23 protein-coding genes and 1 other annotated feature are annotated in these 25,575 nt (G+C 57.5%); of the genes, 15 read left to right on the top strand and 8 right to left on the bottom strand.

The genetic code is table 11. The features are described from left to right. Window positions 1-222: 222 nt before the first annotated feature. The 3 genes from GJV78_RS08750 to topA form a co-directional block, all read right to left on the bottom strand. Complete coding sequence (locus tag GJV78_RS08750) at window positions 223-702, bottom strand: YbbD family protein (protein WP_155107964.1); 480 nt, start codon at window positions 700-702, stop codon at window positions 223-225. Between the two features lie 145 nt (window positions 703-847). After that, window positions 848-1,822, bottom strand: coding sequence for an HTH-type transcriptional regulator CysB (gene cysB, locus GJV78_RS08745; RefSeq protein WP_155107963.1), 975 nt, complete (start codon window positions 1,820-1,822; stop codon window positions 848-850). 369 nt (window positions 1,823-2,191) lie between these two features. Continuing rightward, window positions 2,192-4,789 carry a type I DNA topoisomerase gene (gene topA, locus GJV78_RS08740; RefSeq protein ID WP_155107962.1) on the bottom strand — a complete coding sequence of 866 codons (2,598 nt, stop codon included), beginning with the start codon at window positions 4,787-4,789 and terminating at the stop codon, window positions 2,192-2,194. 396 nt (window positions 4,790-5,185) lie between these two features. Between topA and GJV78_RS08735 the strand changes: the two genes are divergently transcribed. Continuing rightward, window positions 5,186-5,437, top strand: a complete 252-nt coding sequence (locus tag GJV78_RS08735) for a YciN family protein (protein WP_155107961.1) — start codon at window positions 5,186-5,188, stop codon at window positions 5,435-5,437. A gap of 95 nt (window positions 5,438-5,532) precedes the next feature. Here GJV78_RS08735 and sohB read toward each other — a convergent pair whose 3' ends face one another. After that, on the bottom strand, window positions 5,533-6,579 hold the full coding sequence (gene sohB, locus GJV78_RS08730) for a protease SohB (protein ID WP_167519468.1): 1,047 nt from the start codon (window positions 6,577-6,579) through the stop codon (window positions 5,533-5,535). A 231-nt stretch (window positions 6,580-6,810) separates the two neighbouring features. Here sohB and GJV78_RS08725 point away from each other — a divergent pair, with 231 nt between their 5' ends. Then, entirely contained in the window at window positions 6,811-7,572 is a 762-nt protein-coding gene (locus tag GJV78_RS08725; RefSeq protein WP_167519467.1) for a YciK family oxidoreductase, read from the top strand. Further along, complete coding sequence (gene cobO / locus GJV78_RS08720) at window positions 7,569-8,159, top strand: cob(I)yrinic acid a,c-diamide adenosyltransferase (RefSeq protein ID WP_155107960.1); 591 nt, start codon at window positions 7,569-7,571, stop codon at window positions 8,157-8,159. The genes GJV78_RS08725 and cobO overlap by 4 nt, the downstream gene beginning before the upstream one ends. A 191-nt stretch (window positions 8,160-8,350) precedes the next feature. Here the strand turns inward: cobO and rluB are convergent, their stop codons facing one another. The 3 genes from rluB to rnm form a co-directional block, all read right to left on the bottom strand. Next, a complete protein-coding gene (gene rluB / locus GJV78_RS08715) occupies window positions 8,351-9,220 on the bottom strand; it encodes a 23S rRNA pseudouridine(2605) synthase RluB (protein WP_155107959.1) in 870 nt (289 codons plus the stop codon). A 218-nt stretch (window positions 9,221-9,438) separates the two neighbouring features. Then, window positions 9,439-10,059 (bottom strand): L-threonylcarbamoyladenylate synthase, encoded by a 621-nt coding sequence (locus GJV78_RS08710; RefSeq protein ID WP_155107958.1) that lies wholly within the window; start codon window positions 10,057-10,059, stop codon window positions 9,439-9,441. Continuing rightward, a complete protein-coding gene (gene rnm / locus GJV78_RS08705; RefSeq protein ID WP_155107957.1) occupies window positions 10,056-10,934 on the bottom strand; it encodes an RNase RNM in 879 nt (292 codons plus the stop codon). Before rnm ends, GJV78_RS08710 begins: the two co-directional genes overlap by 4 nt. Before the next feature lie 155 nt (window positions 10,935-11,089). Further along, window positions 11,090-11,184 (top strand) — a sequence feature (Trp leader region). Window positions 11,185-11,207: 23 nt separating this feature from the next. Between rnm and GJV78_RS08700 the strand changes: the two genes are divergently transcribed. From GJV78_RS08700 to GJV78_RS08660, 9 genes are all read left to right on the top strand, one after another. After that, window positions 11,208-12,770 carry an anthranilate synthase component 1 gene (locus GJV78_RS08700; RefSeq protein ID WP_155107956.1) on the top strand — a complete coding sequence of 521 codons (1,563 nt, stop codon included), beginning with the start codon at window positions 11,208-11,210 and terminating at the stop codon, window positions 12,768-12,770. Next, the gene (gene trpD, locus GJV78_RS08695; RefSeq protein ID WP_155107955.1) at window positions 12,770-14,365 is read left to right on the top strand and encodes a bifunctional anthranilate synthase glutamate amidotransferase component TrpG/anthranilate phosphoribosyltransferase TrpD; all 1,596 of its coding nucleotides are present in this window, start codon (window positions 12,770-12,772) and stop codon (window positions 14,363-14,365) included. The genes GJV78_RS08700 and trpD overlap by 1 nt, the downstream gene beginning before the upstream one ends. Before the next feature lie 3 nt (window positions 14,366-14,368). Beyond that, window positions 14,369-15,727: a bifunctional indole-3-glycerol-phosphate synthase TrpC/phosphoribosylanthranilate isomerase TrpF gene (trpCF, locus tag GJV78_RS08690; RefSeq protein ID WP_155107954.1), complete on the top strand. Its 1,359-nt coding sequence runs from the start codon at window positions 14,369-14,371 to the stop codon at window positions 15,725-15,727. A 10-nt stretch (window positions 15,728-15,737) separates the two neighbouring features. Next, complete coding sequence (trpB, locus tag GJV78_RS08685; protein ID WP_155107953.1) at window positions 15,738-16,931, top strand: tryptophan synthase subunit beta; 1,194 nt, start codon at window positions 15,738-15,740, stop codon at window positions 16,929-16,931. Next, a complete protein-coding gene (trpA, locus tag GJV78_RS08680; RefSeq protein ID WP_155107952.1) occupies window positions 16,931-17,737 on the top strand; it encodes a tryptophan synthase subunit alpha in 807 nt (268 codons plus the stop codon). Before trpB ends, trpA begins: the two co-directional genes overlap by 1 nt. Before the next feature lie 531 nt (window positions 17,738-18,268). Continuing rightward, entirely contained in the window at window positions 18,269-18,451 is a 183-nt protein-coding gene (locus GJV78_RS08675; protein WP_155107951.1) for a con-10 family general stress protein, read from the top strand. Between the two features lie 85 nt (window positions 18,452-18,536). Further along, window positions 18,537-19,037: a YciE/YciF ferroxidase family protein gene (locus tag GJV78_RS08670; protein WP_155107950.1), complete on the top strand. Its 501-nt coding sequence runs from the start codon at window positions 18,537-18,539 to the stop codon at window positions 19,035-19,037. A 180-nt stretch (window positions 19,038-19,217) separates the two neighbouring features. Further along, window positions 19,218-19,724 carry a ferritin-like domain-containing protein gene (locus GJV78_RS08665; RefSeq protein ID WP_155107949.1) on the top strand — a complete coding sequence of 169 codons (507 nt, stop codon included), beginning with the start codon at window positions 19,218-19,220 and terminating at the stop codon, window positions 19,722-19,724. Window positions 19,725-19,744: 20 nt separating this feature from the next. Beyond that, on the top strand, window positions 19,745-20,638 hold the full coding sequence (locus tag GJV78_RS08660) for a manganese catalase family protein (RefSeq protein WP_155107948.1): 894 nt from the start codon (window positions 19,745-19,747) through the stop codon (window positions 20,636-20,638). An 83-nt stretch (window positions 20,639-20,721) separates the two neighbouring features. Here GJV78_RS08660 and ompW read toward each other — a convergent pair whose 3' ends face one another. Beyond that, window positions 20,722-21,360 carry an outer membrane protein OmpW gene (gene ompW, locus GJV78_RS08655; protein ID WP_155107947.1) on the bottom strand — a complete coding sequence of 213 codons (639 nt, stop codon included), beginning with the start codon at window positions 21,358-21,360 and terminating at the stop codon, window positions 20,722-20,724. Between the two features lie 521 nt (window positions 21,361-21,881). Between ompW and GJV78_RS08650 the strand changes: the two genes are divergently transcribed. The 3 genes from GJV78_RS08650 (at window position 21,882) to GJV78_RS08640 (ending at window position 25,570) form a co-directional block, all read left to right on the top strand. After that, window positions 21,882-22,625, top strand: coding sequence for a YciC family protein (locus tag GJV78_RS08650; protein ID WP_155107946.1), 744 nt, complete (start codon window positions 21,882-21,884; stop codon window positions 22,623-22,625). A 44-nt stretch (window positions 22,626-22,669) separates the two neighbouring features. After that, complete coding sequence (locus tag GJV78_RS08645; protein WP_155107945.1) at window positions 22,670-23,209, top strand: septation protein A; 540 nt, start codon at window positions 22,670-22,672, stop codon at window positions 23,207-23,209. A 174-nt stretch (window positions 23,210-23,383) separates the two neighbouring features. Further along, window positions 23,384-25,570, top strand: a complete 2,187-nt coding sequence (locus GJV78_RS08640; RefSeq protein WP_155107944.1) for a TonB-dependent siderophore receptor — start codon at window positions 23,384-23,386, stop codon at window positions 25,568-25,570. Window positions 25,571-25,575: the final 5 nt, after the last annotated feature.

Below are 25,575 nucleotides of genomic sequence, written 5' to 3'. Positions count from 1 at the left end.
TGATAAAAGAGGAAAAACCTGCGGTTCTGAGGTGACTACGCGCCCGGTCAGAGGCATAAAAAGCACGTGTTTCCCCCGCAGTAGCCGGTCAGCCATGAATAAGGCTCTTTTTTGGGGCGAGTCCAGGGAAGTAAGAAAGAGGTTGCCATTTGCGCCGTTAAGCGCTTCAGCCTTTCCAGGCGGGAGCGGGTCGGGTATTACAGCGGATTTTCAGACAGCGCTTTAGTCGGTCAACGATCGTGGAGAGGTCCGGCGCACCGCCCCTGACGTGCAGTAACGTTCGGCCTGCTCATCCCCCATGCTGCCAATATAATATCGGTTATCTGCCAGGAGCTTACCGACAATATAATAGCCAACGCGCGCTTCGCCCCACTTATTATATTCAGAGCGAAAACATGCCGCCCGCACGATATTAACGTTTTGTTGGTTCAGCCAGGCCAGGCCCTCTGCGGTCGCCCTGGACGCCGTTTTTAAAAGATCGTTTTTATCGGCAGCAGGCTGCGAGAAACAGGCATGGAATGTATTCATATCCAGGTTGGAGACAAACGTTATGTCAACGGCGGTTTCGGGGAAAAAGTCCGGCAGCCAGCTTCTTACACTGTCCTGCTGTGGAATATCAGAGAAAGCCTGATAACGTTTTTCAACCACGTCGCAGGCGCATAATAATAGTATTGCGCCAGAAATAGCCCACGCCCTGTACATTGAAGCATCCTTTTCTTTCAACCCACCGAATCCATCCAGGCTTCGATACCGTTTTTGCCGGTTTATAACCTTCAGATCTCTCCGCCCCGCGCTGAAGATAAAAACCGATGAAGCGGGTTTTATTCAGGGCGACGGGCGGACGGAGCTACTTTGCCGGTAATTTGATGTCTTTAAACATTTCCTCGATCTCTTCATTCGAACGCAGCGCTACGGCGGCGTCTACCACATCGCGGGTCAGATGGGGCGCAAAGCGCTGAATAAAGTCATACATATAGCCGCGCAGGAACGAGCTGCGGCGAAAACCGATTTTGGTGGTGCTGGGGCTGAACAACTCGTGTGCGTCCACCCGCACCAGGTCAGGGTCGGCAACAGGATCGACCGCCATGCTGGCGATCACCCCAACGCCAAGCTCAAGGCGTACATAGGTTTTTATAACGTCCGCGTCGGTCGCGGTAAAAACGATCCGCGGCGTCAGGCCGGCGCGATTAAAGGCGGTGTCCAGCTCTGAGCGCCCCGTAAAACCAAAGGTATAGGTCACCAGCGGATACTGGGCCAGTTCTTCAATGGATACCGACGACCGCCCTGCCAGCGGGTGATCCGGGGTCACCACAATTGCGCGGTTCCAGTGGTAACACGGCAGCATCACCAGATCGTCATAAAGATGCAGCGCTTCGGTGGCAATAGCGAAGTCGGCATTGCCTTTCGACACGGCCTCCGCTATCTGCGTCGGCGACCCCTGGTGCATATGCAGCGAAACGCGCGGATAGCGCTCAATAAACCCTTTAATGACGTTTGGCAGCGCATAACGCGCCTGGGTATGGGTGGTCGCGATATACAGCGAACCTTTATCCGGCCAGGTATGCTCGCCCGCCACGGATTTGATGGCGTCAACTTTAGAAAGCACTTCGCGGGCGATGCGGATAATCTCCTGGCCGGCGGGCGTTACCTGGGTCAGGTGCTTGCCGCTGCGGGAAAAGATCTGCACGCCAAGCTCATCTTCCAGCATACGAACCTGCTTGCTGATACCCGGCTGCGAAGTATAAAGCCCCTCGGCGGTTGAGGAGACATTAAGGTTGTGGTTAACCACCTCAACAATATAGCGAAGCTGCTGTAATTTCATGTTAAACCATCCGGCGTCACGCCATTAATGATTGCGGTAGCGCCTCGCTGCGAAGGCGTTGCTAATACGATTTAATAATAAAAAATAAGCCAACTATAACCACTATATCATTTATCGCTTTGCTGTATAGCCATAGAAAAAAAATAATAAGCGTCCGGGGAAACGTCGCTGGCAGCGGAAGAAAAAGCCACAAAAAACCGGGACTGAAGCCGGTTCCTCCGGCGTTCAGCCCGGAGCCTTGATCGCTTCGTACAGGCATCGTCCCTCTCAGGCAAGGGCGCAGCCCTCCCTCATCGCTTGCGGAGGTTGCCGACGCCGTAAAAAAAGGGCCGCATACGCGACCCTCTCAGCACCTTCCGGGGATAAGCGCTACTTCTTGCCTTCCACCCATTTGCCGTCAACGAAGAAGGCCGACCAGCCGGTGGCTTTTCCCTCTTTTTCAGCAGAAACATACTGCTGCTTAGTTTTACGGCTAAAGCGAACCAGCGTTTTATTACCCTGCGGGTCCTGCTGTGGCGCATCGGCCAGATAGCGCAGTTTTTCCGGCAGGCGATCGCGGAAGCGGTACAGCTCCTCCACCAGCGGCGCGCGGGTTTCGCGGGATTTCGGGAAAGTATTGGCCGCAAGGAACACGCCGGCCGCGCCGTCGCGCAGTACGAAATAAGCGTCTGACTTCTCGCACGGCAGTTCCGGCAGCGGCACCGGGTCCTCTTTCGGCGGCGCAACTTCACCGTTGCGCAGGATCTTGCGGGTGTTCTTGCACTCGTCGTTGGTGCAGGCCATGTACTTGCCGAAACGCCCCATTTTCAGGTGCATTTCAGAACCGCATTTCTCACATTCAACAACCGGACCATCGTAGCCCTTGATGCGGAATTCGCCCTCTTCGATCTCGTAGCCGTCGCAGGTTGGGTTATTACCGCAGACGTGCAGCTTGCGTTTTGGATCGATCAGATAGCTGTCCATTGCCGTGCCGCATTTCTGGCAGCGACGTTTTGCACGCAGGGCGTTAGTCTCTGCATCTTCGCCCTCCAGCACGTTCAGCACTTCGTTTTCCGGCACCAGGTTAATGGTGGTTTTGCAGCGCTCTTTAGGCGACAGCGCATAGCCGGAACAGCCGAGAAAAACCCCGGTACTGGCGGTGCGAATACCCATTTTGCGCCCGCAGGTCGGGCAGTCGATGCTGGTCAGCACCATCTGGTTCGGACGCATTCCGCCCTCTTGCGGATCTTTTTCGGCTTTATCCAGCTGCGCGGTAAAGTCGCTGAAGAAGTTATCAAGCACGCCTTTCCATTCGGCTTCATGATTCGCCACCTGGTCAAGGCTGTTTTCCATCTGCGCGGTAAAGTCGTAGTTCATCAGCTCACGGAAGTTTTCTTCCAGCCGATCGGTGACGATTTCGCCCATCTTCTCCGCGTAGAAACGACGGTTTTCCACGCGCACATAGCCGCGATCCTGAATCGTTGAAATGATCGACGCATAGGTGGAAGGCCGACCGATACCGCGCTTCTCAAGCTCTTTGACCAGCGATGCCTCGCTGAAGCGCGCCGGCGGCTTGGTAAAGTGCTGCGCAGGAATAAGCTCCAGCAGCGTCAGCTCGTCGCCTTTATTGACGGCGGGCAGCGTGCGGTCTTCATCGCCCTTGCGCAGCGCGGGCATCACCTTCGTCCAGCCGTCAAAGCGCAGAATGCGCCCGCGCGCCTTCAGGCGGAACTCCCCGGCACCGACGGTCAGCGTGGTGGAATCATACAGAGCGGGCATCATCTGACAGGCGACGAACTGACGCCAGATCAGCTGATACAGCTTCTGCGCATCGGCTTCCATATCTTTCAGCGCTTCAGCCATAACGGAGACATCGGAAGGACGAATCGCTTCGTGCGCTTCCTGAGAGTTCTCTTTGCTGGCGTACTGATTCGGACTTTCCGGCAGATATTTCTGCCCGAAATTATCGCCAATATAGCCGCGCACCATGTTCACCGCGTCCTGGCTCAGGTTAGTGGAGTCGGTACGCATGTAGGTGATGTAACCCGCCTCGTACAGACGCTGCGCCATCATCATGGTTTTTTTCACGCCAAAGCCAAGGCGAGTGCTCGCCGCCTGCTGCAGCGTGGAGGTGATAAACGGCGCACCGGGGCGACTACTGGTCGGTTTATCTTCGCGATCCAGCACGCTGTAGCGCGCTTTTTCCAGCAGGCTTACCGCCGCCAGCGTCTGCTCACGGCTAACCGGCCGGAAGGGCTTATCGTTCTGGTGCGTCACCTGCAGAGACAGCGGCTCGCCGGCGGGCGTACTGGTGCTGGCGTCGATTTCCCAAAACTCCTCCGGAACAAACGCCTTTATTTCGCGCTCGCGCTCCACCACCAGACGGACGGCCACGGACTGCACGCGCCCTGCGGAGAGGCCGCGGGCGATTTTTTTCCACAGCAGCGGCGACACCATATAGCCCACAACGCGGTCCATAAAGCGGCGCGCCTGCTGGGCGTTCACCCTGTCGATATTCAGCTCGCCCGGCTTTTCAAACGCCTGGCGAATCGCATTCTTAGTAATTTCGTTAAATACCACGCGGCTATAGCGCTCGCTGTCGCCGCCGATCACTTCCCGCAGGTGCCAGGCAATGGCTTCCCCTTCGCGGTCAAGGTCGGTAGCGAGATAGATGTGGTCGGCTTTTTCAGCCAGTTGTTTTAATTCAGAGACGACCTTCTCTTTGCCGGGCAGCACCTCATAATGGGCCTCCCAGTCATGCCACGGATCGACACCCATACGATTGACGAGCGCGCCCCGTTCATCCTTTTTAGGCTTTTTAGCCGTTTTGGTGGAGGTAGAGTCGGCGCTCTTTTTAGCGGTTGAGCCACTGGTCGGCAGATCGCGGATATGACCGACGCTGGATTTAACCACGTAGTCGCTACCCAGATACTTGTTGATCGTTTTGGCTTTTGCCGGGGACTCAACGATGACAAGAGCTTTACCCATATTCACCTTTACCTAATTTGATTCTTCCAGGAATACGTCGCGCGTTGATTCACCTTCCATTGGCGAAGAGACACCGAATATGGTCTCTGCATCTGCGGATATCAACCCCATGTTTAAACTCTGTGCACGAAATAGTCAGGTGACTGAGTTAACAGGCTTTTTAGCCTACATGTGCTATAGCACGACGGAAATCCGATTGAATGTCAAGCAATTCTGTTGCCGGATTGACGAAAGCGTCACACTGTACCTGATAAAATTCGTTACGCAACTTTATTAGCATGCAAAAACAAAACGCGCCAGTGAACTCAACCAGCTAAGCCCCTGTTTCCGGTCAGGGAATATTTGCCCATTAACGACGCCCGGCGTAGACTAATGTCCTTGTTTAAGGAGTAAATAATGCAAAAAAATACGCAACCTATCGATCGTGAAACGCTGCTGGCTGAAGCGAATAAAATCATTCGTGAGCATGAAGACACCATGGCGGGGATTGTCGCCACCGGCGTGACGCAGCGAAACGGCGTGCTGGTCTTCAGCGGCGATTACTTTTTAGACGAGCAGGGCCTGCCTACGCCGAAAAGCACCGCGGTGTTTAATATGTTTAAACATCTGGCCCACGTGCTTTCTGAAAAATATCACCTTATCGATTAACGCAAAACGCGAGGCCTGTGCCTCGCGTTTTATTACTGCCGGGGCGCCGCCCTCTGCGGCGCTGACTGTCGGCGCTTAACTCCGCCGCCGGCAGGTTACAGCAGCGGCTTCTGCCCGCGCTGCCACCAGCGCAGCAGCAGACGATCGGCCGACTCCGCGGCGCTGCCGGTAAAACGATCCATCAGCTTTTTACGCTGCATAAAGCGTACGTTCAGCACTTCTCGCCCTTCCATCAGGCCGAGAATCACCTCATCGCTGGTGTTAACTTCGTCCACCAGGCCTTTTTCCAGCGCCTGCTGGCCGTACCAGTGCTCGCCGGTCGCCACCTGGTCAACGTCCAGTCCCGGACGCATCCGCTGAACAAAGTCTTTAAACAGCGCGTGGGTTTCGTTCAGATCTTCGCGAAACTTCTGCCGCCCCTCTTCGGTATTCTCCCCAAGCAGCGTCAGGGTCCGCTTATACTGGCCGGCGGTATGCAGCTCGATATCAATATCCTTGCTCTTCAGAAAACGGTTAAAGTTCGGGATCTGCGCCACCACGCCAATTGAGCCAATAATCGCAAAGGGCGCGGAGACGATTTTATCCGCCACGCAGGCCATCATATAGCCGCCGCTGGCGGCCACTTTATCCACCGTGACGGTCAGCGGGATGTTTTTATCGCGCAGCCGCTGCAGCTGCGAAGCGGCAAGACCGTAGCCATGTACCACGCCGCCGGGGCTTTCCAGCCGCAGCACCACCTGATCCTGCGGACGGGCCACCGCCAGCACCGCCGTCACCTCTTCGCGCAGCGCGCCGGTTTGATGGGCGTCCATGCTGCCGTTGAAATCCAGCACCCAGACGCGGGGCTTGTCGGTGGGTTCAGGTTCCCCCCGCTTCGCCCTGGCTTTAGCCGCCTTTGCCTCCTGCTTATGCTGCTTTTTTTGGGCCTTGTGCCAGAGCTTCTGCTGATGCGCGTCAAGCAGCGACAGCGTCAGCTCATCCTTCATCTCTTTATAGTGTTCGCTAAGATTCGTCACCCGCAGCTCGCCGCGCTGACGCTTGCGCTGAGCAACGTTAACGAGCGTTACGACAATCACGACGATCGCCAGCACGACGGTGACAATTTTTGCTAAAAACAACCCATATTCAAACAACAAATTCACGCATCCCACCTTGGTTAAACAGCATCATATCGGCTCAGTGTACATCAGGCGCAATGACCCGTCTCGCCCCATTAACGCGGCAGCGGATCGGCGGAAAAGATGACAAAGTCGCCATTTTATAACGTTATGTCCGTTGGCCGATTGAAAAAAAACGGTGTTTCAGGCATAAACCCGAAAGTTCATTATGATAACCACAGGCAGGGTGGCCCAGAGCGTCGCCGAGGAGTAGCCGTGCACTACCAACCAAAACAGGATCTTCTGCAAAATCGCATTATTCTGGTCACCGGTGCCAGCGACGGCATCGGCCGCGAAGCGGCGCAGACATACGCCCGCTATGGCGCAACCGTCATTTTACTGGGCCGTAGCGAAGAGAAGCTGCGCCAGGTCGCCGCCGCGATTGAAAACGAGCGCGGCTATTCACCATCGTGGTTTACCCTGGACCTGCTTACCTGTACCGTCGACGAGTGCCAGCGCCTGGCGCAAAACGTTGCCGCGCACTATCCGCGCCTCGATGGTGTACTACATAACGCCGGGCTGCTGGGCGATATTCGCCCCATGAGCGAGCAGGATCCGCAGGTCTGGCAGCAGGTCATGCAGGTTAATGTCAACGCCACGTTTATGCTCACCCAGGCGCTGCTTCCTTTATTACTGAAGTCTGATTCCGGATCGCTGGTCTTCACCTCCTCCAGCGTCGGCCGACAGGGGCGCGCCGGCTGGGGTGCCTATTCCGTCTCGAAATTTGCCACCGAAGGCATGATGCAGGTGCTGGCGGACGAATATCAGAATCGTCATCTGCGGGTTAACTGTATTAATCCGGGAGGCACGCGGACCGGCATGCGCGCCAGCGCCTTTCCAACGGAAGACCCGCAAAAGCTGAAAACTCCCGCCGATATTATGCCGCTCTATCTATGGCTGATGGGTGACGACAGCCGCCGGAAAACCGGCATGACCTTTGACGCCCAGCCGGGCCGTAAACCGGGAATCGCCCAATGAATGAAGAACGCCATCAGCAGCGTCAGCAGCGGGTGAAGGCCCGGGTCGACGCCCGCGTCGCCCAGGCTCAGGATGAGCGCGGCATTATTATCGTCTTTACCGGCAACGGTAAGGGAAAAACCACCGCCGCCTTCGGCACCGCGGCCCGCGCCGTCGGGCACGGCAGGCGGGTGGGCGTGGTACAGTTTATCAAAGGCACCTGGCCCAACGGCGAGCGCAACCTGCTGGAGCCGCACGGCGTGGAGTTTCAGGTGATGGCGACGGGGTTTACCTGGGAGACGCAGAATCGCGAGACCGACACCGCCGCCTGCCGCGCCGTATGGGAGCACGGCAGGCGTATGCTGGCCGATCCACAGCTGGATATGGTGCTGCTCGACGAGCTGACCTATATGGTGGCCTACGATTATCTGCCGCTGGAGGAGGTGATCGAGGCTCTGAAGGGGCGTCCACACCATCAGACGGTGATTATCACCGGCCGCGGCTGCCATCGGGATATCCTTGAGCTGGCGGACACGGTCAGCGAACTGCGCCCGATTAAGCACGCCTTTGAGGCGGGAGTGAAGGCCCAGATGGGCATCGACTACTAGGCTGTGTCGCTTAGCGTTCTGAGCGTCGCTGGAAGTATGGCCCCAGCCCTGCGGGACGCGCCCGGTTAAAGGACACAGCCTAAAACGAGCGGCTAAAAAAAGAGGAAAAGCATGGCTTTTCCTCTTCCGTGTAGCTTCACGGCGTGAAGCCATGATATGTCACTCTTCGCTTACGCGACCCGCCCCGGCAGTCAGCCGTTGCGCCCGCCGGCGCGACGGCCGCCGCCAGGCTGGCTGTGACGTTTCACCGCGCGACGGATCTGGTTGGCCTTCATGCGGCGGCGATCTTTTTCAACCGCCACCTTCGACGCGGTTTCCGGCGGCAGCTCCACCAGTTCGCGCAGATAGTTGGTCTGCGGTAGATCCAGCTCGGTCCAGCCGCCGCGCGGCAGGCCCTTCGGCAGCGGGATATCGCCGTAGCGCACGCGGATCAGCCGGCTGACCTGGACGCCCACCGCTTCCCACAGGCGACGCACTTCACGGTTGCGCCCTTCGGTCAGGGTAACGTTATACCACTGGTTAATACCTTCGCCGCCGCTGAACTTAATGGTCTTAAAGGCCGCCGGTCCATCCTCCAGCTGTACGCCGCGGCTCAGATCGCGCAGCTTCGCATCGTCAACCTGGCCAAAAACACGCACCGCGTATTCGCGCTCAACTTCGCGGCTCGGATGCATCAGGCGGTTAGCCAGCTCGCCGTCGGTGGTAAACAGCAGCAGGCCGCAGGTGTTGACATCCAGGCGACCGACCGCAATCCAGCGCGCGCCGCGCAGCCTGGGTAAGCGATCGAACACGGTAGGACGCCCTTCCGGATCATTGCGGGTGCAGAGCTCGCCTTCCGGTTTGTAATAGGCCAGCACGCGGCAAATCTGCTCCGCCGACTCTCTGACCGACACCAGATGGCCGTCGATACGAATTTTCAACCCCGGCGTCACGTCTACGCGATCGCCGAGCGTGGCGATTTTGCCGTCAACGCTGACGCGACCCGCTTCAATAATGGATTCGATTTCACGGCGGGAGCCGTGGCCGGCGCGCGCCAGCACTTTCTGTAACTTCTCGCTCATGGAGCTTCCTTCAGGTGTCGCCTTCACAGGCGTCTGGATATACTTTTAAAAACAATGAATTAGATAAAAACATCTTCATTATTTTCAAAATTAAAGGCTTCGGGGCATACCGCATCGCTGATGCAACGGGGCGTACCGCATGATGTGGTGGCGTATGGTACACGAACTTTCAGGAGATTGCCTCCACCCATTTCCTCCATCCCTGGAAGCGTGTTTCCTTAAAGAAAAGGTCTTACGTCGCCTACCCCTTCACGTAGCACCACCGGCGTATCGTCGGTCAGGTCGATAACCGTGGTCGGCTGCTGGCCCAGATAGCCCCCGTGAATAATCAGCTCCACCTGCTTCTCCAGGCGATCCTTAATCTCCTCGGGATCGGACTCGGTGAACTCGCTGCCCGGCAGCATCAGCGAGGTGGAGAGCATCGGCTCGCCCAGCGCCTCCAGCAGCGTCAGCGCGATGGGGTTCGACGGGACGCGCAGGCCGATTGTCTTACGTTTTTCCTGCAGCAGGCGGCGCGGCACCTCTTTGGTGCCCTTGAGAATAAAGGTATAGTTACCCGGCGTATTATTTTTGATCAGGCGAAACGCGACGTTATCGACAAATGAATAGGTCGACAGCTCGGAGAGATCGCGGCACATCAGGGTAAAGTTGTGGCCGTCCGGCAGCTGACGGATCCGGCAGATACGCTCCATCGCCCCTTTGTCCTCAATTTTACACCCCAGGGCGTAGCCGGAGTCGGTTGGGTAGACGATAACCCCCCCTTTGCGCACAATCTCAACGGCCTGGCTAATCAGGCGCGGCTGCGGGTTTTCCGGATGAATATAAAAAAACTGGCTCATACTTCCCTCACTGTGATTCCAGGCTGTTCCCAGAGCTGCCAGACAGCTTCGACACCCGCAGGCAGCCAGAGCTTACGGCCCAGCTCAATCCACGGACACGGCTGATGAAAATCAGAGCCCTGGGATGCCCATAGCTGATGCTGGCGCGCAAGCGCCGCCAGCTGGACGCGCTCATTGGGAGGCTGCTGGCACTGGGCCACTTCCATCGCGTCGCCGCGAGCTTCGGCAAAGTGCGCAACTAACCTTTTCAGCCATTTAGCGCTAAGACCGTAGCGCCCCGGATGGGCCAGCACCGCCTTACCGCCAGAATGATGAATGACATCAATAGCTTGTTCTATTGTACACCACCGGGGCGGAACGTATCCTGTTTTCCCGCGCGCCAGATATTTTTTAAATACATCCGCCATCGACGCCGCGCTGCCGCTCTCCACCAGAAAGCGCGCAAAATGGCCCCGGGTCACCGCCCCGCCGTCCGCCAGGCGCTGCGCCCCCTCCCAGGCTCCGGGAATATGCGCCTTTTCCAGCCGTTGGGCGATAAGCCGGGCGCGCTGCTGGCGAAGCTCATGCTGCCCGGCAAGAAAGTCGCGCATGGCCGGATGCTCAATAGCAATATTCAGCCCCACAATATGAATCTCATGGTTTTCCCAGAGGGTGGAAATTTCTACCCCGGCGATCAGCGTCAGCCCCAGCCCGGCCCGGACAATCTCCTCTCTGGCCGCCGGAATCGCGGCGGTGGTGTCATGATCGGTGATTGCCAGCGTGCCAACCCGCATAGCAACCGCGCGGTGTACCAGTTCCTCCGGCGTCAGGCGGCCATCAGACGCGGTCGTATGGCTGTGGAGATCGTAAATCACTGCGTAATTCGTGTCGCTCAAGGCGGCTCCCGTCTTCAATAAAGTGCGTTCCGCGCCATGATAACGTTTCTGCAATTTTACTGAAATCAGGTGTTGACAATAACCGCCCGAACCAGTTAACTAGTACGCAAGTTCACATCAAGAGGGTATCAGGCATGAAAACAACGTTTGCACTGCACGGCGGGTGGCGTACTTCCTGATTTCGGGCAGTGTATTACGCCTGCGTACAGCAGCCAGATACCCGGCCCGCCAGATGAGCGGGCTTTTTTTTGAGAAAAATTAACGAGAATAATCATGCAAACACAAAAACCGATGCTCGAACTGCTCACCCGCGACGCCATCTATCATGATAATCCAACGGCGCTGTTTCATCAGATCTGCGCCGACCGACCGGCGACGCTGCTGCTGGAATCTGCCGATATCGACAGCAAGGACTCGCTGAAAAGCCTGCTGCTGGTGGACAGCGCCCTGCGCATTACCGCTATAGGTGACACCGTCACGATACGGGCCCTCTCCGACAATGGAGCCTCCCTGCTGCCGCTGCTTGACGCCGCCCTGCCGGCCGGAGTGGAAAATGAACGGCAGCCAGCGTGCCGGGTGCTGCGCTTTCCTCCGGTCAGTTCGCTGTTGGATGAAGACGCCCGCCTCTGCTCTCTGTCGGTATTCGACGCCTTTCGTCTGCTTAAAGCGCTGGTGAACGTGCCGGAGAATGAGCGCGAGGCCATGTTCTTCGGCGGTCTGTTCGCCTACGACCTCGTCGCCGGCTTTGAGGATCTACCGCAGCTTGAGGCCGACAACGCCTGCCCCGACTACTGTTTTTACCTGGCGGAAACCCTGGCAATCGTCGACCACCAGAAGAAAATTACGCGCATTCAGGCCAGCCTGTTCACGCCCGACAGCGCGGAGAGGCAGCGCCTGAGCGGGCGGCTGGCGCAGCTCTGCCAGCTGATGACGGAGCCTGCGCCGCCGCTGCCGGTCACCGCCGTGCCGCATATGCGCGAGATGTGCAGCCAGAGCGATGAGGCCTTTGGCGAAGTGGTGCGCAGCCTGCAAAAAGCCATCCGTGCGGGAGAGATTTTTCAGGTGGTGCCATCCCGCCGCTTTTCGCTGCCCTGCCCTTCGCCGCTGGCGGCCTACTACGTGCTGAAGAAAAGCAACCCCAGCCCGTACATGTTCTTTATGCAGGATAACGACTTCACGCTGTTTGGCGCATCGCCGGAAAGCTCCCTGAAATACGATGCCACCAGCCGACAGATTGAGATCTACCCCATTGCCGGCACCCGCCCGCGCGGCCGCCGCGCCGACGGCTCGCTGGATCGCGACCTCGACAGCCGTATCGAGCTGGAGATGCGCACCGACCATAAGGAGCTGTCTGAACATCTGATGCTGGTGGACCTGGCGCGCAACGATCTGGCGCGCATCTGCACGCCGGGCAGCCGCTACGTGGCCGATATGATGAAGGTGGATCGCTACTCTTTCGTGATGCATCTTGTCTCGCGGGTGGTAGGCGAGTTACGCAGCGATCTGGACGTACTGCACGCCTGGCGCGCCTGTATGAACATGGGCACCCTGTGCGGAGCGCCGAAGGTGCGCGCCATGCAGCTTATCGCTCAGGTCGAAGGACGCCGTCGCGGCAGCTACGGCGGCGCGGTAGGCTACTTCACCGCCCACGGCGATCTGGATACCTGCATTGTTATTCGCTCAGCGCTGGTTGAAAACGGTATCGCCACCGTGCAGGCGGGGGCCGGCATCGTGCTCGATTCCATACCGCAGTCGGAGGCCGACGAAACCCGTAATAAGGCGCGCGCGGTCCTGCGCGCTATCGCCACCGCGCATCACGCACAGGAGACCTTCTGATGGCTGACATTCTGCTGCTCGATAATATCGACTCATTCACTTATAACCTGGCGGATCAGCTGCGCACCAGCGGCCATAACGTGGTGATTTACCGTAACCATATTCCGGCGCAAACCTTAATCGACCGCCTGGCGACCATGGAAAATCCGGTGCTGATGCTTTCCCCTGGCCCCGGCACGCCGGGCGAGGCGGGCTGTATGCCGGAGCTGCTGACCCGCCTGCGCGGAAAGCTGCCCATCGTCGGCATCTGCCTCGGCCACCAGGCGATTGTCGAAGCCTACGGCGGCTACGTCGGTCAGGCCGGCGAAATTCTGCACGGCAAGGCCTCCAGCATTGAACACGACGGCCAGGCGATGTTCGCCGGGCTGGCGAACCCGCTGCCGGTAGCGCGCTATCACTCGCTGGTCGGCAGCAACGTGCCCGCCGGGCTGACTATTAACGCTCACGTTGGCGGCATGGTGATGGCGGTACGTCATGACGCGGATCGCGTCTGCGGCTTTCAGTTTCATCCGGAGTCGATCCTGACCACCCAGGGGGCGCAGCTGCTGGAACAGACCCTGGCCTGGGCGCTGCAGAAGCGGGAGCAGGCCAACACCCTGCAGCCGATCCTCGAAAAGCTGTATCAGGCGCAAACCCTGACCCGGCAGGAGAGCCACCAGCTGTTTTCCGCGGTCGTGCGCGGCGAGCTGAAGCCAGAGCAGCTGGCCGCCGCGCTGGTCAGCATGAAGATCCGCGGTGAAGATCCCCAGGAGATCGCCGGTGCCGCCACCGCCCTGTTGGAAAACGCCGCCCCGTTTCCGCGCCCCGACTATTCGTTTGCCGATATCGTCGGCACCGGCGGCGACGGCAGCAACAGCATCAATATCTCTACCGCCAGCGCCTTTGTCGCCGCCGCCTGCGGCCTGAAGGTCGCCAAACACGGCAACCGCAGCGTCTCCAGCAAGTCCGGGTCGTCGGATCTGCTGGCGGCCTTCGGTATTAATCTGGACATGAACGCCGACCGCGCGCGCCGGGCGCTGGACGAGCTGGGCGTCTGCTTCCTGTTTGCGCCGAAGTACCATACCGGCTTCCGCCACGCGATGCCGGTGCGTCAGCAGCTGAAAACCCGCACGCTGTTCAACGTTCTCGGCCCGCTGATCAACCCGGCGCACCCGCCGCTGGCGCTGATCGGCGTCTACGGTCCTGAGCTGGTGTTGCCCATTGCCGAGACCCTGCGCGTGCTGGGCTACCGCCGCGCGGCGGTGGTTCACAGCGGCGGCATGGATGAAGTCTCCCTGCATGCGCCCACCATCGTGGCGGAGCTGCACGACGGCGAAATTAAAAGCTATCAGCTTACGGCAGAGGACTTTGGCCTGACGCCCTATCATCAGGAACAGCTGGCGGGAGGCACGCCGGAAGAAAACCGTGACATTCTGACACGCTTGCTACAAGGTAAAGGCGACGCCGCCCACGAGGCCGCCGTCGCCGCCAACGTGGCGATGCTGATGCGCCTGCACGGCAAAGAAGATCTGCGGGCGAATGCCCGAACCGTACTGGAGGTACTGCGCAGCGGTGCCGCGTATGAAAGAGTCACCGCACTGGCGGCAAGAGGGTAAATAATGGAAACCGTTTTAGCAAAAATCGTCGCGGACAAGGCGATTTGGCTGGAGGCCCGCAGGCAGCGGCAGCCGCTGGCCAGCTTTCAAAATGAGGTCAGGCCAAGCTCGCGTCATTTTTATGACGCCCTGCAGGGCGCGCGCACCGCGTTCATTCTGGAGTGCAAAAAGGCGTCGCCTTCGCGCGGGACAATTCGCGATGACTTTGACCCGGCGCGCATTGCCGGCGTGTATCGCCACTACGCCTCGGCGATCTCAGTGCTTACCGACGAAAAGTATTTCCAGGGGAGCTTTGATTTTCTGCCCCTCGTCAGCCAGGCCGCGCCGCAGCCGGTGCTGTGCAAAGACTTTATTATCGATCCTTATCAGATTTACCTGGCGCGCTATTACCAGGCCGACGCCTGCCTGCTGATGCTCTCGGTGCTTGACGACGACCAGTACCGCCGGCTCGCCGCCGTTGCCCACAGCCTTAGCATGGGCGTGCTGACCGAGGTCAGCAACGAGGCGGAACTGGCGCGCGCCATCGCCCTGGGGGCGAAGGTGGTGGGCATTAACAACCGTGACCTGCGCGATCTGTCGATTGACCTGAACCGCACCCGCGAGCTGGCCCCGAGGCTGGGCCACGGCATTACGGTTATTAGCGAATCCGGGATAAATACCTACAGCCAGGTGCGCGAACTGAGCCACTTCGCCAATGGATTTCTGATCGGCTCGGCGCTGATGGCCCATGAGGATCTGCACACCGCCGTACGCCGCGTCCTGCTCGGCGAGAATAAGGTCTGCGGTTTGACCCGTCCCCAGGACGCGGAGGCCGCCTTTGCGGCAGGCGCTATCTATGGTGGACTGATTTTTGTCCCCGGCTCCCCGCGCGTCGTCACTCTCGGGCAGGCGCGCGAGGTCATAGCCGCCGCGCCGCTGCGCTACGTCGGCGTCTTTCGCGACGACGACATCGGCTACGTGTGCGAAACGGCGGCCGCGCTCTCCCTTGCCGCCGTTCAGCTGCACGGGAGCGAGGATCGACAGTACGTCAGCGCTTTGCGCGCCGCCCTGCCTGAGCAGGTGCAGATCTGGAAAGCGCTAAGCGTAGGCGAATCCCTGCCCGCCCGCGACTATCCGCACGTCGACAGATACGTTCTCGATAACGGCCCGGGCGGCAGCGGTCAGCGCTTTGACTGGTCCCTGCTGCAGGGGCAAAAGCTGGACAACGTCCTGCTGGCGGGTGGATTAGGCGCAGATAACTGCGTCGAAGCAGCCCGGACCGGCTGTGCCGGTCTCGATTTTAACTCTGGCGTGGAGTCACAGCCGGGCATCAAGGATGCGCGTCTGCTGGCCTCGGTATTTCAGACGCTGCGCGCCTATTAAGGAAAAGAAAATGACAACACGACTCAACCCCTACTTTGGCGAATTTGGCGGCATGTACGTGCCGCAGATCCTGATGCCGGCCCTGCGCCAGCTGGAAGAGGCCTTCATCAGCGCCCAGAAGGATCCTGAGTTTCAGGCTCAGTTTAACGACCTGCTGAAAAACTATGCCGGTCGCCCCACCGCCCTGACCAAATGCCAGAATATCACCGCCGGCACCCGCACCACGCTCTATCTGAAGCGTGAAGATCTGCTGCACGGCGGAGCGCATAAGACCAACCAGGTGCTCGGCCAGGCGCTGCTGGCGAAGCGGATGGGCAAGACCGAAATTATTGCCGAAACCGGTGCCGGGCAGCACGGGGTCGCGTCAGCGCTGGCCTGCGCCCTGCTGGGTCTGAAGTGTCGCGTCTATATGGGAGCAAAGGACGCGGAGCGCCAGTCGCCGAACGTCTTCCGGATGCGCCTGATGGGCGCGGAGGTAATTCCGGTACACAGCGGTTCCGCCACCCTGAAGGACGCCTGCAACGAGGCGCTGCGCGACTGGTCCGGCAGCTATGAAACCGCGCACTATATGCTCGGAACGGCGGCTGGCCCCCACCCCTATCCCACCATCGTACGCGAGTTTCAGCGCATGATCGGCGAAGAGACGAAGGCGCAGATCCTTGAAAAAGAGGGGCGTCTGCCGGACGCGGTGCTCGCCTGCGTGGGCGGCGGTTCGAACGCCATCGGCATGTTTGCCGACTTTATCGATGAGCCGGGCGTGGGCCTTATCGGCGTGGAGCCAGGTGGCCACGGCATCGAAACCGGCGAGCACGGCGCGCCGCTGAAGCACGGCCGGGTGGGGATTTACTTTGGCATGAAATCACCAATGATGCAGACCGAAGAGGGGCAGATTGAGGAGTCTTACTCTGTTTCCGCCGGCCTAGACTTCCCCTCCGTCGGGCCGCAGCACGCCTACCTGAACAGCACCGGGCGCGCGGATTACGTCTCCATTACCGACGATGAGGCGCTGGAGGCCTTTAAAACGCTCTGCCTGCACGAAGGGATCATTCCGGCTCTGGAGTCATCACACGCCCTGGCGCACGCCCTGAAAATGATGCGCGACGAGCCGCAAAAAGAGCAGCTGCTGGTGGTTAATCTTTCCGGCCGCGGCGATAAAGACATTTTTACCGTACACGATATTCTGAAAGCGCGAGGGGAAATCTGATGGAACGCTATGAAAATTTATTCGCCCGGCTGAACGAACGTCGGGAAGGTGCTTTTGTTCCCTTTGTTACCCTGGGCGATCCCTCCGTGGAGCAGTCGCTGAAGATTATCGACGCGCTGGTCGAGGCAGGTGCCGACGCCCTGGAGCTGGGTATCCCCTTCTCCGATCCGCTGGCCGACGGCCCGACCATCCAGAACGCCACCCTGCGCGCCTTCGCCGCCGGGGTTACGCCTTCCCGATGCTTTGAGATGCTGGCGCTGATCCGCCAGAAGTATCCGGAGCTGCCCGTCGGCCTGCTGATGTACGCCAACCTGGTCTTCAATAAAGGAATCGACGCATTTTATGAACGCTGTAAGCAGGCGGGTGTGGACTCTGTGCTGGTTGCCGACGTGCCGCTGGAAGAGTCGGCCCCGTTCCGCCAGGCGGCGCTGCGGCATAATATTGCGCCGATTTTCATCTGTCCGCCCAACGCCGATGACGATCTGCTGCGCCAGCTGGCCTCTCACGGGCGCGGTTACACCTATCTGCTGTCGCGGGCCGGGGTAACCGGTGCCGAGAATCGGGCGGCTCAGCCGCTCCGGCATCTGGTCGACAGGCTGAGGGAGTACAACGCCGCCCCGCCGCTGCAGGGCTTCGGTATCTCGACCCCCGACCAGGTTGCCGCCGCCCTTAAGGCCGGGGCCGCCGGAACGATTTCCGGCTCGGCGATTGTCAAAATCATTGAGAAGAACGTTAACCAGCCGCAGCAGATGCTGACAGAGCTGAAGACGTTCGTTACTGCTATGAAGGCGGCCACCCGCACCTGACCCTCCGGCGTGCCGGAGCCATTCCGGCGCGCCCCCACCTCCCGCCACGCCTCACCCGCTATCGGATATCCCGCACGTCGAATCGCGTCCCGGCAGATTTGAACGCCGTACAGCGGCGGCCGGTCAGGGTAAGTCTCATAGATGAGACGAGTAACCAGAAGCCAACGCACCTGCAGCTTGAAGTATGACGGGTATAACCAGGAATCCTCCCAATTAAGCGTGCCGGGAACGGCAAAAGAGGTCAGGGAAGTCGGGCTTAACGTAAATTTATGTCAACACAGTCCGGGCTATTAATACATTCACACATATTGATTTTTTTCATTTTTTCCTGCAGTTCCGCCAGGAGAGGGCTAAGTCGTTTATTCCTTTAGCAATAGAAAATATATCTCCGCCGGAACTGAGGCTATTTTGTTGCAATCCTTTGACCGCTGCCACCATTTGACTAATCGACGCCAACAGCTAATTTTAGAAGGGTGTCGACACGCATCACAAAATGACATTTACATTTAACAACGAAGCAGGAGAAATAACATGGCCGAACATCGTGGTGGTTCAGGAAATTTCGCCGAGAATCGTGAAAAAGCATCCGAAGCAGGTCGTAAAGGCGGTCAGCATAGCGGCGGTAATTTTAAAAACGATCCGCAGCGCGCTTCTGAAGCGGGTAAAAAAGGGGGACAAAACAGTCATGGTGGAAATAAATCCAACAAGTCCTGACTGTCCCTGACGTGAATAATTGCGTGATTTAATCGAAGCAGACTGCGGGTCGTCTGGCTCGCAGTATTCCACACGGGAGAACCAGATGAATATTAAAACCGTTGAAGAACTTTTTATCCATTTACTTTCTGACACCTACAGCGCAGAGAAACAATTAACCCGCGCCCTTGCTAAATTAGCCAGATCTGCCTCTGATGAAAAATTAGTCCAGGCCTTTCAGGCACATCTGGATGAAACTCAGGGACAAATAGAACGGATTGATCGGGTGGTCGAATCTGACGCGGCCATTAAAATTAAACGCATGAAGTGCGCGGCGATGGAAGGGCTAATCGAAGAGGCCAATGAGGTCATCGAAAGCACCGAGAAAAACGAAGTGCGCGATGCGGCGCTTATCGCTGCGGCGCAGAAGGTGGAGCATTATGAAATCGCCAGCTACGGTACGCTGGTCACCCTGGCGCAGCAGCTCGGCTACAAGCAGGCGGCCAAACTGCTCAGCGAGACCCTGGAAGAGGAAAAAGCCACCGATATTAAATTAACCGATCTGGCCCTCGGCTCGGTCAATAAAAAAGCGGGCAATAAATCCTGATTTATCCGTGTCATATTTCAGACCGCAAACGCTTCGTCGGTATTTTTTATTCTGCAGAGGCGTAGTCATTATCGTTTAAATGCGTTTTCGTATTGCCCTGCAATCATAATGGTTCAGGAAATATAAACGCCTGGCGTTTAAACCCGAATTAATTGACTTATATATCAAGAGGACATCTCTATGGATCGCATTGAACATTATCATGACTGGTTACGTGACGCACATGCTATGGAAAAACAGGCGGAATCAATGCTTGAATCCATGGTCAGCCGTATCGACAATTATCCGGACGTGCGTGCGCGTATCGAACAGCACGTCAGTGAAACCAAACAACAAATCGCTAAGCTGGAAGAAATTCTCGATCGCAATAATATTTCCCGCTCCGTTATTAAAGACTCGATGAGTAAAATGGCCGCTTTTGGTCAGTCTATCGGCGGGATGTTTCCATCCGATGAAATTATTAAAGGCTCCATTAGCGGTTACGTCTTTGAACAATTTGAAATAGCCTGCTACACCTCGCTGTTGGCCGCGGCAAAACATGCCGGCGACACCGCCTCTGTTCCCGCTATCGAATCCATCCTTAATGAAGAAAAAGCGATGGCCGAGTGGTTAATTAACCATATTCCACAGACCACTGAACAATTCTTGCTGCGCTCCGAAACCGACGGCGTTGAAGCGAAAAAATAATTAGCGAATCAGGAGGAAGAATGTTTCGACACGTAAAACAACTGCAATATACGGTGCGGGTCAGCGAGCCTAATCCGGGTCTGGCTAACCTGCTGCTTGAACAGTTTGGCGGCCCGCAGGGTGAACTGGCGGCGGCCTGCCGCTATTTCACCCAGGGCCTGGGCGATGACGACGCCGGACGCAAAGAGATGCTGATGGATATCGCTACCGAAGAGCTGAGCCACCTGGAGATTATCGGCACCCTCGTGGGGATGCTGAACAAAGGGGCTAAAGGAGCGCTGGCCGAAGGGACGGAAAGCGAAGCCGAGCTTTATCGTTCGCTGACGGCCAACGGTAACGATAGCCATGTCACCTCCCTGCTCTATGGCGGCGGCCCGGCACTGACCAACTCGGGCGGCGTCCCCTGGACCGCCGCCTATATCGACACTATTGGTGAAGTTACCGCCGATCTGCGCTCTAACATCGCCGCCGAGGCGCGGGCCAAGATTATCTATGAGCGCCTGATTAACGTGACCGACGATCCGGGCGTAAAAGATGCGCTGGGGTTCTTAATGACCCGCGAAGTGGCGCACCAGCTCTCTTTTGAAAAAGCGCTGTACGCCATTCGCAATAACTTCCCGCCGGGCAAACTGCCGCCGGTGGAGCAGTATGCCAACGTTTACTACAACATGTCCCAGGGCGACGACCTGCGCGGCAGCTGGAACAGTGACGAGAACTTTAACTACGTCGCGGAGCCGATGCCGGCGGTTGACGGCGGCGACGGCGGTTCTACCATCAAGCTGTCGCGCGAGCAGCAGGCCCTGCTGAAAGCGATGGCGCAAAGAACCCAGTCCGATCCTGCCGCCGAACCGCTAACCGGCGCAGAGCTTGGCGAAGGGGAACCACAGCAACAAGATAAATCGCTGAAAAAATAAAACCGTGTGTGTCATGTCCCTGTTGACCCCGTAAATACGGGGTCTTTTTTATGATGCATTGCGGATAGTGAACCGGCCCGGATTCAGAAACGATAGCCGGTGGAAAACATAAATACCCACGGGTCCAGGCGGGTACTGACATGCTGAGGCTCGCCGCCCGCCTTAAATTTCACCGTGGTGTCGATATCCATATACCAGACGGACATGTTAAGCAGCCAGTCGCGGTTAATCAGATAATCTATCCCCACCTGCCCTGCGGCTCCCCAGGAATTTTTCAGGCTCAGATCGGTTAAGCCCGCCTCTTTGCCGGTGCTGTTAAAATCGCTGTTAAAAAAGGCGGTGTAGTTGATCCCGGCTCCGATATAGGGACGCAGCCTGCTGGCGGAATCACCAAAATACCACTGTGCCATCAGGGTCGGTGGCAGATGGCGCACCGTCGCAATATCGCCCGTCGGCCCGGTGCCCACCTTATGGCGGAACGGCGTTGCCGCCAGCAGCTCCACGCCAATATTGTCGGTTGCCATCCAGGTAAAGGTCAGCCCCAGTTGGGTATTATTACTGACGTTGAAACTGCCGAGCGATCCGAGAACATTATCGGACCCTTCGGTTGGCCTGACCGTTGCCGAACCCGCGCGAAAAAAGAACTCACCCGCCTCATGGGCACCGGCCCCACCGGAGAAAAGCATACCTGCCGCTAAAAACACAGACGCTATTTTTTTCATATTCGCTCCTTCGTTATGGTTATCACTGCGCGTCCAACATACCTACTTTTGATTAATAAGTGATCTAACCTGGATCACACTATGTTTTCTAATTGCACGTTTATTGATCTGAATTAATTTAGAAATGGTATTAAAAATCCTGGTTATATCCGTATAAATCAAATAATGCGGCGTTTTGCTCTAAGGTTATTTTCTGTCCTCTTCCCCTTATCTGTGCGGACAGCCCTGAGCCTCAGGGGCGGCGGAAAGCCTCCGAAGCGAAAATGCTGCTCGCACGCTTGTGCGGCACCCGCAATGCTTATTTCTGCTGGAGTCGAAAACAACGACGGTGCGCTGCCACTCCACCCGCCGGCAATTTGCCGCCCAGGCCAGCGGGGAGCTAAAAAAGGCGCGGAAGCGCGACGATTTACCTGCGCTTTACAAAGATCTGCTTTTTCAGACAGAGCGTGATGCTGCCACTGCCGGGTTATCCAGGGTACAATTGCCCGCTATTCAATACCTGCAGAACGCAAGGAGAGTGCATGTCTATCACGGCGAAGTCCGTTTACCGTGACACGGGGAATTTTTTCCGTAATCAATTTATGGTCATCCTGCTAATTTCGCTGTTATGCGCGCTTATCACGGTGGTGATCGGACACGCCTTCACGCCGGGCGCAGCCCAGCTGGCCAGGCTCAGCGAAGGAGATAATCTTGCGGGCAGCGTCGGGCTGTTTGAGCTGGTGCAGAATATGACGCCGGAGCAACAGCAGATCCTGCTGCGCGCCTCGGCGGCCTCCACCTTCTCGGGGCTAATTGGCAACGCGATCCTGGCAGGCGGCGTCCTGCTGATAATTCAGCTCATCTCGGCGGGTCAGCGAGTCAGCGCCCTGCGCGCTATCGGTGCCAGCGCCCCGCTGCTGCCCAGGATGTTTATTCTGATTTTCCTCTCCACGCTGCTGGTGCAGCTCGGCGTGATGCTGATTATCGTGCCGGGCGTGCTGTTGGCAATCCTGCTGGCCCTGGCACCGGTGATGCTGGTGCAGGAAAAAATGGGCGTGTTCGCCGCGATGAATTACAGCCTGCGCCTGGGATGGTCCAATATGCGGCTGGTCGCCCCCGCCGTTATCGGCTGGATGCTGGCAAAGACGCTGCTGCTGCTGTTTGCTTCCGCTTTTACGGCAATAAACCCGGATCTCGGCCTGGTGCTGGCAAATACGTTGAGCAACCTGATTTCAGCGGTTCTGCTCATCTGGCTGTTCCGCCTGTATATGCTGATTCGCCAATAACCCTGTCGCGTCGCCGGTCGACGCATCTGAAACGGAATGAAAGAATGAAGCAGTTTCTCGATTTTTTACCGCTGGTCGTCTTTTTTGCCTTTTATAAGCTCTACGATATCTATGTGGCCACCACCGCGCTGATTATCGCCACCGCCATCGTCCTGATTTACAGCTGGGTACGCTTCCGTAAAGTGGAAAAAATGGCGCTGATTACCTTTGTGCTGGTGGCGGTATTCGGCGGCCTGACCCTGTTCTTTCACAACGATGAGTTTATTAAGTGGAAGGTCACGGTCATTTACGGCCTCTTCGCCGGCGCGCTGCTGTTCAGCCAGTGGGTAATGAAAAAACCGCTGATCCAGCGGTTGCTCGGCAAGGAGCTGACGCTGCCCGCGCAGGTCTGGTCAAAGCTGAACCTGGCGTGGGCCATCTTTTTTATCCTCTGCGGGCTGGCCAATATTTATATTGCCTTCTGGCTGCCGCAAAATATCTGGGTAAATTTTAAGGTATTCGGCCTGACCGCCCTGACGCTAATCTTTACCCTGCTGAGCGGCGTCTATATTTATCGCCATCTCCCCCAGGACGATCGCTCCTGATCCCTTCTTATTGCCAGGCCTGCGGGCCTGGTACTCTGTTGCACAATGTTTTCATTGTTACTGCATAATTGGGTGAATCATGAAGATATTATGGAGATTGCCGCCGCAATATTGTAATGAGAATACTTATCATTGATATTTCGTCTCGCATTTTTACTAATACGGATATCTGTGATGAAGACGAAGATCAAAATCCCCCCGCGCCCCCTGGCACTGCTGATTGCCGCCGCCCTCAGCGGCAGCGCGCTGGCCGCGGACGATATAATAAATGACGGCGAAACCATGGTTGTCCATGCCACCGCCGAAGATGCGCTGAAACAGCAGCCGGGAGTTTCAATCATTACGGCGAAAGATATCGAAAAAGCTCCGCCGGTCAACGATCTCTCCGATCTTATTCGCACCATGCCGGGGGTTAACCTGACCGGCAACAGCGCCAGCGGCAGCCGGGGCAACAATCGTCAAATTGATATCCGCGGCATGGGGCCGGAAAATACCCTGATTTTGATCGATGGCGTGCCGGTAACCTCCCGTAACTCGGTGCGCTACAGCTGGCGCGGCGAGCGTGACACCCGCGGCGACAGCAACTGGGTGCCCGTGGAAATGGTAGAGCGTATTGAGGTACTGCGCGGACCGGCGGCGGCACGCTACGGCTCCGGCGCGGCGGGCGGGGTCGTCAATATCATCACCAAACGTCCTACCAACGACTGGCACGGCTCGCTGTCGTTGTACACCAATCAACCGGAAAACGATAAAGAGGGGGCGACCAGGCGCGCCAACTTCGATCTCAGCGGTCCGCTGGCCGGCGATACGCTGACCATGCGCCTGTACGGTAATATCAATAAGACCGACGCCGACGCGGCGGACATCAATACCCAGCAGAACGGCTCCTATGCGGCCGGGCGCGAAGGGGTGCGCAACAAGGACATTAACGCCCTGCTCTCCTGGAAGCTGACCCCGCAGCAGATCCTCGATTTTGACTACGGCTACAGCCGCCAGGGCAATATCTACGCGGGCGATACTCAGTACAGCAACGCCAACGTCAGCCCCGGCGGGCTGGTTAGCACCCTGTACGGCGAGGAAACCAATCGCATGTACCGCCAGAATTGGGGCGTCACCCACAACGGCGTCTGGGACTGGGGCCAGTCCCGGTTTGGTCTCTACTACGAAAAAACTCACAACACCCGCATGCAGGAAGGCTCTACCGGTAAGGTGGAAGGGATGATCAACAATACCGATTACTCCACCAGCCGCCTGGAGTCCTGGCGCTCCACCGGCGAACTGAATATTCCCCTCTTCTGGCTGGTGGATCAGACCCTGACCCTGGGCGCGGAATGGAACCGCGATGAGCTGGACGATCCGGCGTCAATGCACTCAACTGACGCCTCCGGGGTGGAAATCGGCGGTATTTCAGGCGACGCCAGCAGCCGCAGCGCCAAAAACAGCGCCACCCTCACCGGCATTTATCTGGAAGATAATATTCAGGCCCGGCCAGGCACCGACGTCATTCCGGGCATCCGCTTCGATTATCATAACGACTTTGGCACCAACTGGAGCCCGAGCCTGAACCTCTCCCAGGAGCTGGGCGAGCTGTTCAAGGTAAAGGCCGGTATCGCCCGGGTGTTTAAGGCACCGAACCTGTATCAGTCCAGCAAAGGCTACCTGCTCTCTACCCGCGGCAACGGCTGCCCGAATACTATCGCCAGCGGCAGCTGCTATCTGCTGGGCAACCCGGATCTCGATCCGGAAATCAGTATTAACAAAGAAATTGGCCTCGAATTTAACTATGAGGGCTGGGACGCAGGCATAACCTGGTTCCGTAATGACTATAAAAACAAAATCGTCAGCGGCACTGACATTATTGGCTACGCCTCCAACGGCAATAATATCCTGCGCTGGGAAAACGGCGGCAAAGCGGTAGTGGAAGGGCTGGAAGGTAACGTGACCATCCCGCTGGTGCCGGAGACCCTGAGCTGGCGCACCAACGCCACCTGGATGATTAAATCGGAAAATAAGGACACCGGTAACCCGCTCTCCGTGATCCCTAAATACACCATCAACACGATGCTGGACTGGCAGATTAGCAGCGCCCTGTCAGCAAACCTCCGCTGGACCCAGTATGGCAGGCAGAAGCCGCGCGAATATGCGGAAATACGCAACGAAACGGGCAATATGTCGGATAAAGAGATAGGCTCCTACGCCGTCGTCGGCATTGGTGCCAACTACCAGATGACAAAAAACCTGCGGTTCAATGCGGGCATCAGCAACCTGTTCGACAAGCAGATTTACCGTGAAAACAGCGGCGCGTCCACCTACAACGAGCCAGGCCGCGCCTGGTACGCCGGCGTAACCCTCTCCTTCTGATCCCC

It is taken from the genome of Intestinirhabdus alba, assembly GCF_009711095.1.
GTDB classification, from domain to species: domain Bacteria; phylum Pseudomonadota; class Gammaproteobacteria; order Enterobacterales; family Enterobacteriaceae; genus Intestinirhabdus; species Intestinirhabdus alba.
Note: the sequence above shows the minus strand (reverse complement) of the source record. Positions and strands in the feature narration are given on the sequence as shown.